General features: G+C 71.9%; 12 protein-coding genes. 8 read left to right on the top strand and 4 right to left on the bottom strand.

Features of this window, described 5'->3' with window-relative positions; genetic code table 11:
- Positions 1–31: 31 nt before the first annotated feature.
- Positions 32–763 (bottom strand): MIP/aquaporin family protein, encoded by a 732-nt coding sequence (locus ACGGAQ_RS00885; RefSeq protein ID WP_393043385.1) that lies wholly within the window; start codon positions 761–763, stop codon positions 32–34.
- A 109-nt stretch (positions 764–872) separates the two neighbouring features.
- Here ACGGAQ_RS00885 and ACGGAQ_RS00880 point away from each other — a divergent pair, with 109 nt between their 5' ends.
- Positions 873–1,946 carry an NAD(P)-binding domain-containing protein gene (locus tag ACGGAQ_RS00880; RefSeq protein WP_393043383.1) on the top strand — a complete coding sequence of 358 codons (1,074 nt, stop codon included), beginning with the start codon at positions 873–875 and terminating at the stop codon, positions 1,944–1,946.
- Positions 1,947–2,137: 191 nt separating this feature from the next.
- Positions 2,138–2,419 (top strand): adhesin, encoded by a 282-nt coding sequence (locus ACGGAQ_RS00875; protein ID WP_393043381.1) that lies wholly within the window; start codon positions 2,138–2,140, stop codon positions 2,417–2,419.
- Positions 2,420–2,458: 39 nt separating this feature from the next.
- On the opposite strand, the gene ACGGAQ_RS00870 is transcribed toward ACGGAQ_RS00875, so the two are convergent.
- Positions 2,459–3,529, bottom strand: coding sequence for a hypothetical protein (locus ACGGAQ_RS00870; protein WP_393043380.1), 1,071 nt, complete (start codon positions 3,527–3,529; stop codon positions 2,459–2,461).
- A gap of 91 nt (positions 3,530–3,620) precedes the next feature.
- Between ACGGAQ_RS00870 and ACGGAQ_RS00865 the strand changes: the two genes are divergently transcribed.
- The 4 genes from ACGGAQ_RS00865 to ACGGAQ_RS00850 all read left to right on the top strand — a co-directional run bounded on the left by ACGGAQ_RS00865 (position 3,621) and on the right by ACGGAQ_RS00850 (position 8,613).
- Positions 3,621–4,514, top strand: a complete 894-nt coding sequence (locus tag ACGGAQ_RS00865; RefSeq protein WP_393043378.1) for a sulfotransferase domain-containing protein — start codon at positions 3,621–3,623, stop codon at positions 4,512–4,514.
- Positions 4,515–4,756: 242 nt separating this feature from the next.
- Positions 4,757–5,149 carry a cupin domain-containing protein gene (locus tag ACGGAQ_RS00860; RefSeq protein ID WP_354855826.1) on the top strand — a complete coding sequence of 131 codons (393 nt, stop codon included), beginning with the start codon at positions 4,757–4,759 and terminating at the stop codon, positions 5,147–5,149.
- A 42-nt stretch (positions 5,150–5,191) separates the two neighbouring features.
- Complete coding sequence (locus ACGGAQ_RS00855) at positions 5,192–6,988, top strand: glycoside hydrolase family 15 protein (RefSeq protein WP_393043376.1); 1,797 nt, start codon at positions 5,192–5,194, stop codon at positions 6,986–6,988.
- A gap of 248 nt (positions 6,989–7,236) precedes the next feature.
- Entirely contained in the window at positions 7,237–8,613 is a 1,377-nt protein-coding gene (locus tag ACGGAQ_RS00850) for a pectate lyase (RefSeq protein WP_393043374.1), read from the top strand.
- A 39-nt stretch (positions 8,614–8,652) separates the two neighbouring features.
- Here ACGGAQ_RS00850 and ACGGAQ_RS00845 read toward each other — a convergent pair whose 3' ends face one another.
- On the bottom strand, positions 8,653–9,843 hold the full coding sequence (locus ACGGAQ_RS00845; protein ID WP_393043373.1) for a threonine synthase: 1,191 nt from the start codon (positions 9,841–9,843) through the stop codon (positions 8,653–8,655).
- A 14-nt stretch (positions 9,844–9,857) separates the two neighbouring features.
- Positions 9,858–10,907, bottom strand: coding sequence for a DNA polymerase ligase N-terminal domain-containing protein (locus ACGGAQ_RS00840; RefSeq protein ID WP_393043371.1), 1,050 nt, complete (start codon positions 10,905–10,907; stop codon positions 9,858–9,860).
- Between the two features lie 94 nt (positions 10,908–11,001).
- On the opposite strand from ACGGAQ_RS00840, the gene ACGGAQ_RS00835 reads away from it, so the two are divergent.
- Positions 11,002–11,784 (top strand): aldo/keto reductase, encoded by a 783-nt coding sequence (locus ACGGAQ_RS00835; RefSeq protein ID WP_363939234.1) that lies wholly within the window; start codon positions 11,002–11,004, stop codon positions 11,782–11,784.
- 725 nt (positions 11,785–12,509) lie between these two features.
- Positions 12,510–15,710 (top strand): DNRLRE domain-containing protein, encoded by a 3,201-nt coding sequence (locus ACGGAQ_RS00830; protein ID WP_393043369.1) that lies wholly within the window; start codon positions 12,510–12,512, stop codon positions 15,708–15,710.
- Positions 15,711–15,763: the final 53 nt, after the last annotated feature.

Genomic DNA, 15,763 nt, shown 5'->3' with positions numbered 1-15,763 from the left:
ATAATCGCCAGAGAAGAGCCCCGGCCGAAGGTTATTGCCGCTCGCGTTTACCCGGTCGGCCGACCGACCTGTCGTGCCCGCCCCAGTAGTGCCGCTGCGCGCCCATCACCAGCGGTGCCACCAGCGCGGCGAGCGCCCCGCCGAGCAGCGGGAAGACGATGAACACCCAGAGCTGGCGCAGCGCGGTGCCGCCTTCGAAGACGGCCGGACCGAAGGCGCGGGCCGGGTTGACCGCGGCGCCGGTCAGCGTCACGCCGACCAGCTGGGTCGCCGCCAGGGCCAGGCCGATGGCCACCCCCGCGACGCCCGGGTTCTCGCTGCGGCTCGTCACGACCAGGATGACGAGGACGAAGAGGAAGGTCAGCACGATCTCCAGCACGGCCGCGCCGCCCCGGTTGATGTGTGCGCCGTACCCGTTCGAGCCGAGCGCCCCGGTCTGGTCCGCCACGTCACCCCAGCGGGTCAGCGCCCAGAGCAGGAAGCCGGCCACTGCCGCGCCGGCGAACTGGGCGATCCAGTAGGCCACCGCGCCGATCACCGAGATCTTGCCGGACAGCAGCACGCCGAGCGTCACCGCCGGGTTGACGTGACTGCCGGAGAGCGGGCCGATCGTGTAGACGAGGGCCAGCATGACGAATCCGAAGGCCAGCGCGACGACCACCACGCCACCCTGGACCCGGGCGGCGACGGCCGCGCCCACGCCGAAGAAGACCAGCAGCAGCGTGCCGAGGAATTCGGCAGCGGCACGACGGGCATCATCCATTCACTCAGCGTATGGACAATTCGGGCGAACCGATGGGGGAATCGGCGCTGTGAGCAGGGCGACGACCCGCGGTGGGCACAGCGCAGCCGGACATCGCGTTACACAACGCGTGAACACCCACTCCGTCGACGTCGTGGTGATCGGCGCCGGTCAGGCAGGCCTGAGCGCCGCTCACCACCTGCGCCGCACCGGTTTCGCTCCCGGAGACGGCTTCGTCGTCCTCGATAGTGACGACGGTCCGGGTGGGGCGTGGCGGCACCGCTGGCCCACCCTGCGCCTGGAGCGTGTGCACGGCTTCCACGACCTGCCCGGGATGCCCTTCCCTCCCGCCGACCCACAGCGCCCGGCCGCCGAAGCGGTCAGCGCCTACTTCGCCGCGTACGAGCGGGCCTTCGACCTGCCGGTCCGCCGGCCGGTGCGGGTCCGTGCCGTGCGTTCCCGCCCGGACGGCCGACTCGACGTCGACGCCGGACGCGACAGGTGGACCGCGCGGGCCCTGATCAACGCGACAGGCACGTGGACCAGGCCCTTCTGGCCGTACTACCCGGGTCGCTCGTCCTTCGGCGGGCGACAGCTGCACACCGCCGACTACCAGGGGCCGGCCGAGTTCACCGGCCGTCGGGTGGTGGTGGTCGGAGGCGGCACCTCCGCGGTGCAGCTCCTCGCGGAGGTCTCGACCGTCGCGGCCAGCACGACCTGGGTGACCCGGCGGCCACCGCAGTTCAGCGACGGCGAGTTCGGCCCGGAGCTGGGCCGGGCCGCCGTGGCCCGGGTGGACGCGGCGGTACGGGCCGGACGTCCGCCGGGCAGCGTCGTGGGGGTGACCGGGCTGCCGGTCACACCCGAGGTCCGCCGGCTGCGCGAGCGTGGTGTGCTCGATCGGCTACCCGTCTTCGACCGCATCACACCCGACGGGGTGGCCTGGGCCGACGGGCGGTTCGTCCCCGCCGACATCATCCTGTGGTGCACCGGTTTCCGCGCCGCGCTGGACCACCTGGCACCGCTCGGGCTGCGCGCCGCGGGCGGCGGAATCGTCATGGACGGCACCCGCGTGGTCGCCGACGACCGGGTCCACCTGATCGGCTACGGCCCCTCGGCGAGCACCATCGGCGCCAACCGGGCGGGCCGCGCGGCAGTCAACGAGATCCGCTCGTTGCTCGCCCCCGCCCCCGTGCTCGACTGATCCGGCTCTATTTGACGGATCGCCTGGCAGCGGGCACCGTGGGCAGGGACGGGGCCCGTCAGCTGCCCCGATTCGATGCGACGGCGATGACCGTCCCTCCCGTCGCCTCCCACGCGTGCTCGTACGCGGGCCAACTGTCCGGTCTGCGCGACAACCGACCGCGAGCCGAGAATCCACGAGGAGTTCCGCCAATGCTCACCATGACCGACAACGCCGTGCTCGTCATCCGTGACCTCGCCAACCAGCAGGACGTGGCCGAGGACGGCGGTGTGCGGATCGCCGCCGACGCCGACGCCGGCTCGCTCACCGTGGAACTGGTGCCCGAGCCGGAGCAGGGCGACCAGGTCGTCGACAACCAGGGCGCCCGGATCTTCCTCGACCCGGACGCCGCCGAACTGCTCGGCGACGCCTCGGTGGACGCCACCGTCGACGACGAGGGAATCATCCAGTTCGGTTTCACCGAGCGGCAGTAGCACCTAAACCGGGCTGCGGTGGCACGTCCACGGCGGTTCTCACCGCAGCGATCGCCCTCGCTGCGACGGGCCCGGCCGAGGGTTCCACTCGGGCCCTGCGGCGTCGTCCGGTCGCACCAACGTGGCGAGCACGTGCGCCAGGTGGTGCGACGTGCTCCACGCCGTCCAGTTGGCGATCGACCCGGCGCCGGCGCCCCGACGGGCGCGGCGCAGCAACTCGTGGTCGCCCCAGGAGAAGGCCGCCCCGGCGCTCGACCAGTGCGGCGCCGCCACCAGCGTGCGGCACAGGTCGGCGAAGCGGTCGTCGCCCCGGCCGCCACGGCGCGACCAGCGGTAGACCCACCAGCCATCGTCGGCGGTGTACCGCACGGTGGGCGTCCGGTCGCCCGGATCGCCGGAGTCGGACAGCGCCGGACCGACGCCGTAGTCGCCGTAGTCCACCCCGACGTCGGCCAGCCGCTGCCAGAGCTGCCAGTCCCAGCGCTCCAGCCGGACCGGCTCGTCGGTGGGCAGCCGGGACAGCGTCGGCGGCATACCGCCGGCTGCCACCGTCGCCGAGCGCCAGGCGTGGCGGCGGGCCCAGTCCAGCAGCCGGCGTACCCGCGGCTCGGCCACCCGCACGTCCGCCGGGCAGCAGACGTCACCCGCGTCCACCAGCAGGTCGCACTCCTCGGGCGCGAGGCCGGTGAGCCGCCAGATCCGCTCGACGGCGGTCGTGTCCGCGTCCGGCCCCGCCCGGTCGTGCGCGGCGCGCAGCCGGACCAGCGCCCGCCGCGCGTACGCCCGGGCCGCCGTGCCGTGCGCGACCAGCCGCCGGTCACTCTCCGCGAGCCCGATGACCGGCATCAGCGGTACGCCCCACCGGGCCAGCTCCGTGTCGGGCGAGTCGGGCAGGGCGGTGACGTCGACGGCCGGCAGCAGGCCGGACGGCAGGCGGCGCAGCGCGTCCCTGGTGGAGCGGTCGACGGCGCTGACCTCCAGGATCGGGGCGAGCAGTGGGGCGACCGCGGGGTCGAGGTGGTTCAACGCTTCCAGCTCGCCGCGTCGGCGGCTGGCGAGGATGGGGCGGTAGACCGGTTCCGCCGCCCGGCCCCCGTGGGCGGGCACCATACTTCAATCTAGTCAGGCATTCGCATGCGTCCACACGATCCGGGCGGAAAATCTGCTGCCTTGCTGTCGCTTCGGCGACTAAGCTCGCCCGATGTCCGCGTCACCCCACCGTTACCGCTCCGTGGACGAGGACAGCGCCCGTTGGGTCGGGTTCCCGTTCCGCGACGGCGACATCGTGATCAGCACCCGGTCCAAGAGTGGCACCACCTGGATGCAGATGATCTGCGCGCTGCTGGTGCTCGGCACCGCGGAGCTGCCGGCGCCGCTGCCCGAGTTGTCGCCCTGGCTGGACTGGCTGGGCGAGCCGCGCGACGCGGTGTACCAGCGGCTGGCCTCCCAACCACACCGCCGGTTCATCAAGACGCACACCCCGCTGGACGGGGTGCCGCTCGACCCTCGGGCGCACTACGTGGTGGTGGCGCGGCATCCGCTGGACATGGCGGTGTCCCTCTATCACCAGTCCGGCAACCTGAACCGCGTCCGGATGGCCGAGCTGACCGGCCAGCCCGTGCCGGCGGGACCGCCCCCGGCCCGTCCGTCGGTGCGGCAGTGGTTGCCGAGCTGGGTCGACCGCGAGGTGGACCCGCGCGCCGAACTGGACTCGCTGCCCGGGGTTCTCTGGCACCTCACCGACGCCTGGGCCCGCCGACACGAGCCGAACGTTCTGCTGGTGCACTACGACGACCTCCAGGCCGACCTGGGCGCCCAGATGCGCCGCCTGGCCGACCGGTGGGGTCTCCCGGTGCCCGCCGAGCGCTGGCCGGCGCTGGTCGAGGCGGCCACGTTCGGCCGGATGCGGGAACGCGCCGACCAGCTCGCCCCGGACATGCTGGGCGTGCTGCGGGACCGCCGGGCGTTCTTCCGCCAGGGTGGCTCGGGGCAGGGGCGCAGCCTGCTGGACGCGGCCGGTCTGGCCCGCTACGAGGAACGGGCGAGGGCCCTGGCCCCGCCCGACCTGCTCGCCTGGCTGCACCGCGACGCCTGAGGGTGCGCAGACGAGCGCGCGGCGCCGCCTCGACAGTGGTCGGAACGTCGCCGCGCTCTGGCCGTCTCCCACCACCGCAGCCGTTCGGCGGTACGCCAGCGGGGACCTGGCTCGACCGGCCGCTCGCGCCGGTCAGCCTTGTCGATCCCCGGTCGGGGCGGATCCAAACCTGCCGACCGTGGGGAATTCCACCATCTGCCAGTCCCGGCGTGACGCGCGACCGAACGGGGTATGAGCGGGCCATGGAGCATTTCACGATCGCGACGGTCGCCGAGAAGAGCCCGGACTTCCGGCGGGTGCTGTGGACCGGCGAGCACACCCAGCTGGTGATCATGACCATTCCGCCGGGCGGGGAGATCGGTGAGGAGGTGCACGAGGGGATCGACCAGATCCTGACCTTCGTCAGCGGGACGGGCGAGGCCCGGGTCGCCGGTGCGAAGCGGGAGGTCGTCGCGGGCGACCTGGTCGTCGTGCCGTCCGGCACGAAGCACAACTTCGTCAACACCGGCCCGAACCCGCTGGTGCTCTACACCGTCTACGGCCCTCCGGAGCACGCCGACCAGGCCGTGCACCACACCAAGGAGGAGGCCGACAAGGCCGAGGCAGCCGGCGAGGACGAGCCGCCGACGTCGTGACGGCGGCGGCCTGATCCGGGCCGATCCGGGTACGCCCGGCGGGTGACGCAGCCGGCGATCTCCGACTACGGGTTCCTCTCGGACTCCCGTTCCGGCGCGCTGGTCGGCATCGACGGTTCGATCGACTGGTGGTGCCCGCACCGGTTCGATGGCGCCTCGGTCTTCGGGCGGCTGCTAGACCCGCGCGCCGGGCACTTCCGGTTGGCGCCGGTCGGCGTCGGTGGCCCCGGCTTCCGGGTGGAGCGCTCGTACCGGCCGGACACCCTGGTGTTGCGCACGGTGCACCACACGCCGCAGGGCAGCGTGGCGGTCACCGACGCGCTCGCCGCCGAGACCGGCGCGCGCGCCCACGAGTTGGGGATGAACTCGCCAGCCGTGCTCATCCGGGTGGTCGAGGGCCTGTCCGGGCGGGTCCGGATGGAGCTGGACTTCGCGCCCCGTCCGGAGTACGGGCTGCTCACCCCGTACCTGCACGAGCAGCCGGGCGGCGGGGTGCGGGCCGACGCCGGCCCGGTGGTGCTGGTGCTGCGCGCCGGCGACCTGCCGCTGCGGGCGGGCCGGGACCGGGTCACCGAGGAGTTCGAGGTCTCCGCCGGTCAGGTGATCGGGATGGACGCGGCCTTCGGACAGGCGTACGGAGCCCCGCCGCCCCGGATGGACCCGCTGGTCGCCATCGCCGAGACGACGCGGGCGTGGGAGGCGTTCCGGGAGGCGCACCGGTACGACGGCCGGTACCCCGAGCTGGTCCGGCACAGCGCAACAGTGCTGACCGGTCTGACGTACGCCCGCAGCGGCGCGGTGACCGCAGCGCTGACCAGCTCGTTGCCGGAGCAGATCGGCGGCGACCGCAACTACGACTACCGCTACTCCTGGTTGCGGGACTTCTCACTGACCATGCGCGCGCTCTGGGTGGCGGCCTGCCCGGACGAGGCGTCGCGGTTGTTCGCCTGGGCGGCCCGGTCGATCGGCCGGTTCGGCGACGAACCGGTTCCGGTCCTCTTCGGGGTGGAGGGCGAACGTGACCTCTCCGAGCACCACTGCGATCACCTGCGCGGATACCGCGACAGCCGCCCGGTGCGGGTCGGCAACGACGCCTGGCGGCAGCGGCAGCTCGACGTACCGGGTGAGGTGCTGTCGGCGGTGTGGAGGCTGCGCGACTACCTCGGCGCCACCTTTGAGGAGGAGCTGCGGGAGATGGTGCTCGGGCTGACCGAGCAGGTGGCCGCGACGTGGCATCTGCCGGACCGGGGGATATGGGAGACCCGGGAGGGGGAGCGGCACTACCTCTCCTCGAAGGTCTCCTGCTGGCTGGCCATGGATCGGGCGGTGGGGCTCGCCGACCGGCTCGGCGAACGGGCCGACCCACGGCGCTGGGCCGGCGTCCGGGACGAGATCCGCGCGGCGGTGCTGCGCGAGGGCTGGAACGACCGGATCGGGGCGTTCACCGGCGCGTTCGGGTCGCCGGAGCTGGACGCCTCGGTGCTCACTCTGCCGATGGCGTGCTTCCTGCCGGCCACCGATCCCCGGATGCGGTCGACCATCACGACTGTGGAGCGGGAGTTGGGCACCGACAACGGGCTGCTCCGGCGGTGGACGACCGATCCGGCCGGGTTCCTGCTGTGCTCGTTCTGGCTGGTGGAGTGCCTGGTGATGGCGGGTGAGCCGCGCCGGGCCGAGGAGCTGTTCGAACGCGTGGTGGGTCACGCCAACGATGTGGGCCTGTTCAGCGAGCAGATCGATCTGACCACCGGTGCGCAGCTCGGCAACATGCCGCAGGCGCTGTCCCACATCGGGCTGATCAACGCGGCCTGGCGGCTGACCGAGCCGAACAGCTCCTGATTGGTCCGCCGAAATCCTGCAACAGACCTGCAAGCGTCAGGCATTGACGCTGATGCGTGCGCAGTCCTAGCCTCGAAAGAGGCGGGAAAGCCCTTTCCCCACGGCTTTCATCACGCTTCATCCCACTGTCGGAGCCGGGCATCCGACGGGGCACACCGATCCCCGCCTTCGCGGCAGCGCGCCGTGCCGGCACGTTCCCGCGCGGCCAGATCCAGGGATCGCCACCACACGCGTCAAGGAGGACAACCGTGCACAAGAGACGACACCCCGGCCGACGACCACTGGTGCTGGCGGTGGGCGCCGGCGTGACGGCGGCGGCGCTGACCGTCGGCATGACCTCAGCCTTCGCGGCCACCATCTTCACCGACACCTTCAACGACGGCGACGCCTCCGGCTGGTCCAAGTCCGGCGGCACCTGGGCCGTCGACGGCTCGGGCGTGCTCAACCAGTCGAACGCGGGCAGCGAGCTGGCCCGGCAGTTCGCCGGTCAGACCAGCTGGACCAACTACTCCGTACAGGCCCGCGTCCGGCCGGCGAGCTTCGGCTCGTCCAGCGCCCTGGTCGGCCTGGCGGCCCGATCCACCAGCAGCACCAAGATGTACCGACTGGCCCTGCTCGGCTCCGGCCGGGCCGAGTTGCAGGCGGTCAACGGCAGCAGCATCACCGCGATCGGCTCCGCGTCGCTCGGCGTCGCCGCCGGCACCTGGTACACCCTGCGCATCGAGGCGAGCGGCAGCACCATCCGCGGCTTCGTCAACGGCACCCAGATCGCCTCCGGCAGCAACAGCCTGGCCAGTGCGGGCCGGATCGGCCTGGTCACCGCGTACGCCAGCGGCGGCTTCGACGACGTGGTGGTCGACTCGTCCGGCGGCGGCACCCCGACCACGCCACCGGCGACCACCGCGGCGCCGAGCACGCCGCCACCCACCACGTCGGGCCCGACCACCCCACCGCCGGCGGGTTGGCCGACGCCCACCAGCAGCCAGAAGGTGGACGCGACGATCGGGGTCAGCGGCACCTTCGACGGCGGGCTCAAGCGCTACTACGGCATCGGCGACGGCGGGCAGAGCGAGAGCCAGGATCCGATGTTCGAGCTGGCCGCCGGCGCCACCCTGCGTAACGTGATCATCGGTGCGCCGGCCGGCGACGGCGTGCACTGCGAGGGCGACTGCACCCTCGTCAACGTCTGGTGGGAGGACGTGGGCGAGGACGCCGCGACCTTCCGCGGCGGCAGCACGTACACCGTCGACGGCGGTGGCGCGCGGTCCGCCAGCGACAAGGTCTTCCAGCACAACGGCCCAGGCACCGTCTACATCAAGAACTTCCGGGTGGAGAACGCCGGGAAGCTCTACCGGGCCTGCGGCAACTGCTCCACGTCGTACCAGCGGCACGTGGTGATCGACAACGTGGTCGTCCGGGACACCGACGCGATCGCCGGCATCAACACCAACTGGGGCGACACCGCCCGGTTCAGCCGGATCACCATCGTCGGCGACCCGGACCGGGAGACCTCGATCTGCGTCAAGTACAAGGGCGTACCCAAGGGCAGCGAGCCGACCAAGATCGGCGAGGGAGCCGACGGCGTCAACTGCTTCTACACGCCGTCCGACATCATCTACCAGTAGGCTCGGCCGCCGGCACCCCACCGTCCGTGGGGTGCCGGCTCAGGCCAGCACGGGTATGCCGGAGACGTCGACCGTCTCCGGATACTTCAGCCCCGCGCCGGTGTTGAGCACCACCACCCGTTCCCCGGCGCGGATCCAGCCACCGGCGCGTAGCTGCCGCGCCGCGGTCAGGCAGGCCGCTCCCTCCGGGCAGAGCAGCAAACCCTCGCGGGCGGCGAAGTCCCGCAGGTCGGCCAGGATCTCCGCGTCGTCGACGGCGACCGCGGTGCCGGCGGACGCCCGCAGCGCGGCCAGGATCAGCTCGTCACCCAACGGGGACGGCACGGTGATGCCGAACGCCACCGTGTGCGCGTCCTCCCACGGCCGGGCCCGGGACTCACCGGCGGCGAAGGCCCGCACGATCGGCGCGCAACCGGTCGACTGCACCGCCACCAGCCGGGGCAGCTTGTCGCCGACCCAGCCCAGCTCGCGCATCTCGTGCAGCGCCTTGTGGATGCCGATCAGGCCGACCCCGCCACCGGTCGGATAGATGATCACGTCGGGCACCTGCCAGCCGAGCTGCTCGACGATCTCGTACCCCATCGTCTTCTTGCCCTCCAGGCGGTAGGGCTCGCGCAGCGTGCCGGCGTCGAAGATCGCCCCGTCGGACTCGGCGATCAGCTCGGCCACCCGGCGGCCCGCGTCGCTGATCAGCCCGTCCACCAGGCGTAGATCGGCTCCGGCGGCCACGCACTCGCGCCGGCAGATGGTCGGCGCCGCCAGCGGCATCACGATGGTGGCGCCCATCCCGGCACGTGCCGCGTACGTCGCCCACGCCGAACCGGCGTTGCCGTTGGTGGGCATCGCGATCCGCTCGACGCCCAACTCGCGAGCCCGACTCACGCCGACCGCGGCGCCGCGCGCCTTGAACGAGCCGGTCGGGATCAACCCCTCGTCCTTGACCATCAGGTCCGCGATGCCGATCTCGGCGCCGTACGCCGGTGCGCGCAACAGCGGCGTCCAGCCCTCACCGAGCGTGGTGACGTGCCGGGGGTCGGCGACGGGCAGCAGCTCCCGGTACCGCCAGAGGTCGGCCGGACGCAGCGGGAAGCGCTCCGGGGTGACCGCCTTCGCCACCGCCGGCAGGTCGTAGCGGGCCAGCAGCGGCGAGCCGCACTCGCAGAGGTTCTGCAGCTTGTCGGCGGCGTACTCCAGGCCGCAGCGTGGGCAGTCCAGATGGGTCAGGTACACGTCGCTCCTCGCCGTCAGGCCGCGTCGATGCTCAGCCACCGTCGGCTGCGCCGGCCCGGCTCGTACGCCGAGTCCAGCCGCTTGGCGACCACACCCGGCAGCCCCTGCTCCCGCCCGGTGCGCAGGGCCTCGTCGCCGGCACCGGGAAACCACGGCGGAGTCTGCCAGTGCGTACCGGCCAACGCCAGCCCATCGAGCAGTTCCCGGCGTTGCGCGTACGGGACGTCGACGCTGCTCACGCCCTCCAGCCACAGCAGGTCGACGAGCAGGAACTGGGCGCCGGCCGGGACCCGGGCACCGCTGGACGGGCGGGCGGGACGCACCCGGCCCGAGCCGTCGATGCGGACGAGCACGCCGTCGAGCACCGCCTCGGTGGGCGCCAGCGCCTCGGCCATCGCGCGCAGCCACGAGTAACCGCCGCTGATCTCCTCGTCGGTCTCGGAGAGCAGCCGCAACCGCCCGCCGGAAACGTACGCCATCGCCCGGACCCCGTCCCAGCGCAACTCGTATCCCCATTCGGCGCGGTCGCGGGGCAGCCGGGCGGCGGGCGTGGCGTGCATCGGGCGGACCAGCTCGGGCATCGGCGTCCAACCCGGCGGCGCGGGATCGGTGCGGCGGATCATCCAGTCCCGGCCGCCGGTGGCGAACAGCGCGTAGCGGCCGGCGGTGCGGTCACCGGAGAGGGTCACGATGACCTCGTCGTCGCGCCACTTCTCGCAGCGGTACGTGCCCCGGTCGTGGATGACCATCCGGCCGCCCCCGTACTCGCCGGCGGGAATCTCGCCGGAGAAGTCGAGGTACTCCATCGGGTGGTCCTCCGTGTGCACGGCGAGGTGGTTGCGGCCCGGATCGCGGGGCAGACCGCGCGGCACCGCCCAGGACGCGAGTACACCCTCGTGCTCCAATCGCAGGTCCCAGTGCAGGCTGCGGGCGTGGTGCTGCTGGATGACGAAGCGGCCGGCGCCCTCGTCGGGCCCGGTCGCCGTGGGGGCGCGTTCCGGCACCGGCTCGGGCGTACGGGCCGCGTCGCGCCGGCGCCGGTACTCCTCCAGCCGGTCCGTCACACCCGCATTCTCCGGCAAACCGGGCCAGTGCGCTGGTCGCCGGAGTGTCCGGTTCGCTCGGCGTCCAGGGGCGCGGCGGGGTAGAACGGACCTCATGGACCTCAGCGACCAGCCCACCGCCCTGCTCCCGGGTGACGTGCGGATCCCCCTGCTCGGCTTCGGCACCTGGCAGGCCACCGGCCAGGCGGGCTACGACGCCGTGCTGGCCGCGCTCGACACCGGCTACCGGCACCTCGACACCGCCACGATGTACGGCAACGAGCGGGAGGTCGGCCGAGCGGTCCAGGAGAGCGGGCTGCGTCGCGAGGACATCTTCATCACCACCAAGCTCCCGCCCGACCGGACGGGCCGGGAGCGCGAGACGTTGGAGGCCAGCCTGGAGGCGCTCGGCGTCGACCAGGTGGACCTCTGGCTGATCCACTGGCCGCCGTCCGCCAGTGCCAGCATCCCGATGTGGCGGGAGCTGCTGGCCGCCCGGGACGAGAACCTGACCCGTGCCGTCGGGGTCAGCAACTACAGCACGGGCGACATCGACGAGTTGATCCAGTCGACGGAGGAGAACCCGGCGGTCAACCAGATCCGGTGGAGCCCTGCGCTGTACGACAGGCAGCGGCACGCCGAGCACCGGGACCGGGGAGTGGTGCTGGAGGGGTACAGCCCGTTCAAGAACAGCGACCTCAGCGATCCGGTGCTGACCAGGATCGCCGCGGCGCACGGCGTCTCCCCGGCGCAGGTGGTGCTGCGCTGGCACATCGACCACGAGATCGTGGTGATCCCGAAGTCGGTGACCCCGGAGCGGATCAGCGCCAACTTCGACGTCTTCCACTTCTCGTTGACGGCGGAGGAGATGCGCGACATCGACGCGCTCGGCGACTGACCACATTGTAAGATGGCCGTCCGGCAGGTGGGCGCCCCGGAATCGTAGGGGGCGGCGGCATTCACCTGCCGGCCGCCTGTGGGCGTTCCGCGGGGTGGTTGGCTGAGGCAACTACCTGCGCCGATGGTCGCGGCTGTTGTCCCCCTCGGCGGTGTGGTCGCCACCCGAGCATGTCTCCACTCGATCGACGGATGCGTCCGACCACCGGGACATCGTTCCATTCGCGCCTCGACCGGACGTCGATTCACGAGCGGTGGTGCGCCGTCGGGAGCGGTTGCTGTGAGCTGCCTGGACGTCGATGGGGTGTGGGTCCGGGGGCCCCTATTCGGGCGCATCCCACGAGGCTCTTCGGCCGGCCGAATGCAGGAATTCCGGCTGGTGGCTGTCGGTGAATTGCTCATCGTCCGCTCCGCGATTCCTGTCCACCCCAGGCGCTTCGCCGCGGAGCCCGCAATTCGCCGTCGGATCGACCTGTCCGCGCTGATCGGGTAGCAATAGCCGGCGTCTGGCGGTGGCGCGTTCCAGTCGTTCGGCGGATGCCGGGTCGACTGTTCGTCGAGCCCGCCGCATCTGTTCTGAGCAGGTAAAACTCCGATGAGTGAGCGCTGCGGGCGGAAGGTCCGTATTGCCGCGTCTGTGCTCACCAGTTGTAACGCTACTTGTGCGTAGAGCGGGCCGCTCCCTACAGTCCCGACCGACAAACGGATGAGACACGGGGGGTTTTCGTGGCACGTCGAAAGACGGCCACCGTACGTTCATGCCTTGCGGCGGGAGTCGCCGTGCTGACGGCGGTCGCATTGGCTGGCATTTCGGGCGAACCGGCGGAGTACCTCGCCGCCGGGCCCGATGGCGTGACGGGTGGCGTGGAGAACAGGTCCGACCAGGCGGTGTCCCTGCGGACCGCCCGGGAGACCGGCAAACCGGTGCAGGTCGACAGCCTCACCAGCGAGACTACCGAGGTCTTCGCCCTGCCCGACGGGCAGTTCCGGGCCGAGATCGCCGCCGGCATGCAACGGTTCCGCCGCGGCGGCGACTGGGTGCCGGTCGATCTCACCCTCAAGGCCGGGACGGACGGCTCCGTCACCCCGGTCGCTCACCCCGGCGACCTGCGCATCTCGGGTAGACGCGAGGCGGGCACCCACGAACTGGCCGCGCTCGGCTCCGCCGACCAGCGGGTCGCCATGGGCTGGACGGGGGCGCTGCCCACGCCGGTCCTGCACGGCAACCGCGCGACGTACGTCGACGCCCGCCCCGGCGTCGACCTCGTCGTCGAGGCGACCCGGACCGGATTCGAACAGTTCCTGGTGGTCAAGAACCGGGCCGCCGCCGCCCAGGTCGAGAGCGTGACCTTCCCATTCAGCGGTCCCGGCGTGGCCGGCTGGAGCCGGGGCACGGACGGTGCCATCGCGATCAAGGACCGCGCCGGCAAGCAGACCGCCCGCATCCCGGCGCCCCTGATGTGGGACGCCAGGAAGCACAAGGTCACCGGTGACCCCGCCGTCCAGAAGCCGATCCGCACCGAGCTGGCGGAGCGCGGCGACACGGTCGAGCTGACCCTCGCGCCGGACCGCGCCTGGCTGCGCGACCCGGCGACGGCCTACCCGGTGACCATCGACCCGACGGTCAACCCGCTCGGCACCACCTTCGACACGTACGTCACCGAGGGGTCGAGCGTGGACCAGAACACGCAGAACAACCTCCAGCTCGGCCTGCTCGACCCGACCAACCCCAAGTTGACCCGGTCGTTCCTCACCTGGGACAGCACGGTCCTCGCCGGCAAGCAGATCAACTCGGCCACCGTGTCGTTCTGGAACTACTGGTCGCAGGTCTGCACCCCGGTCTCGTGGGAGATCTGGACCACCGCGCCGGCCACGTACACCACGACCTTCGCCAACCAGCCGGCCTGGGACGCGGTCGGGCCCGACGCCCGGTCCACCGCCACCGCCGGCGGTGGCGCGAGCTGCACCAGCGCCGACGCCTGGGTGAACATCGACGGCAAGACCTTCTTCCAGCGGGCCGCCGACGCCAACAAGACCCGAGCCGGGATGGGCTTGCGGGCCACCAACGAGGCCGACGTGGCCGGGTTCAAGCAGTTCCGCTCCCGCGAAGGTACCGACCCCGCCGAGGACCCGAAGGCGTCGGTCACCTACAACTCCTGGCCGACCGTCGGCACCCAGGCCACCGTCCCGGCCACCAGCTGCGTCACCGGCGCGGGTCGGCCCCAGGTCAACACCCTCACTCCGCAGCTCAAGGCCACCGTGTCCGACGGTGACGGCACCGCGATGACGGTCACCTTCGAGTGGTGGGCGATGAACGCGGAGACCGCGATCGGCTCGGCCAGCTACAGCGCCGTGGCCTCCGGCGCCACCGCCGCGAGCACGGTCCCGGCCGGAGCCTTCGTCGACGGCGGCATCTACCGCTGGCGGGTCAAGGCCGCTGACGGCGTCAGCGGTAGCGACCGCTGGTCCCCGTTCTGCGAGATGCAGGTCTACACCACCGTCGCCCCGGTCACCGGCTGCGCCGGCACCGCGGAGAACGACTTCAACGGCGACGGCGTCACCGACATGGCAATCGCCGACCCGGAGGTGACCGTCAACGGCCTCTGGGGCGCCGGTCAGGTGCACGTCACCTACGGCGGCAGCACCACCGTGCACACCCTGCAGGAGGGGGTGGCCAAGGTCCCGGGCGCACCCGGGTCCAGTGACCGCTTCGGCTTCTCGATCTCGCCGTACGACGCCAACAACGACGGTTGCACGGACCTTGCGGTCGGCGTGCCCTACCAAAACATCAGCGGCCAGGACGGGGCCGGTGCGGTCTACGTGCTGCTCGGCTCACCGGCCGGGCTCGCCCAGGGGCCGGCCTCGCTGGTCTACCACCAAGACGTCACCAACGTCCCGGACGTCGCCGAGGCCTGGGACGTGTTCGGCTACTCGGTGGCCGGCAGCCGGACCGCGAGCGGCGAGCCCTACCTGGTCATCGGAGTGCCGTGGGAGAGCTTCACGAGCGGTGCCCTGGCTGGCATGGTGCACTACATCCGCGGCAATGTGAACGTGGCGATCAGCCAGGGCAACGGCATCCCCGGTAACGCGGAGATCGACGACCGGACCGGATTCTCGGTGGCCGCCTCCAAGTACCACTGGGCGGTCGGCGCCCCCGGTGAGGCGATCGGCACCGAGGTGTTCGCCGGCACCGTCGACGTCTTCAGCAACAAGCTGACCAGCGGGCTGCCCACCCTCGCCGCCGTGTTGGACCAGGGGCAGACGGGTGTCTCCGAAAACCCAGAGGCCAACGACAACTTCGGTAAGTCGATCTCGCTCGTCCCGTACCGCCCGGTCGGTAGCGCGGCTGGGACGCAGGACTCGCTGGTCGCCGTGGGTGTGCCGGGGGAGGACATCACCCTCTCCGGCGCGACCGCGCCGACGACCGACGCCGGCCTGGTGCACCGCTTCCACGTGACCGCGGCCAACACCTTCACCGAACTGCCGTCGATCACGTACGCCTCGGAGGACGGCGACTACCTCGGTGAGAAGGTGGTCCTGGCGAACACCGCCGCGACCAGCGAGGGCACCAACTCGACGATGTTCCTCGCGATCGGTGTCCCCGGCGAGGACGCCGGGACCTCGACTGTCGACTCGGGGCGGGTGCGGGTCTTCCCGGCGCTGGCCAACCCGATCGGCACGCCGGTGACGCTGCAGCGCGGCGGCAGCAGCCTGCCGGGCAGCTTCCGTGAGCAGGAACTCGTCGGCACCTCGATGAGCGCCACCTCCAAGCAGCTCTTCGTCGGCACGCCGTACGGCGACGACGCGGTCTACGCCTTCAACTGGTCGAGCCTGGTCGGCGGGACGACCACGCCCGCGCAGACCTGGCAGCCCGGCCTGAACGGGCTGCCGACGGCCAAGGGTCTCTTCGGGGCGGCGATCAACTGATGGCACACAACGAATCGCGCAGTTCAACGGGGGAGGACCTGACGGTGGCCCGT

This window comes from Micromonospora sp. NPDC047557 (assembly GCF_043205095.1).
GTDB lineage: Bacteria > Actinomycetota > Actinomycetes > Mycobacteriales > Micromonosporaceae > Micromonospora.
This window is presented reverse-complemented; position numbering and strand designations above follow the sequence as displayed.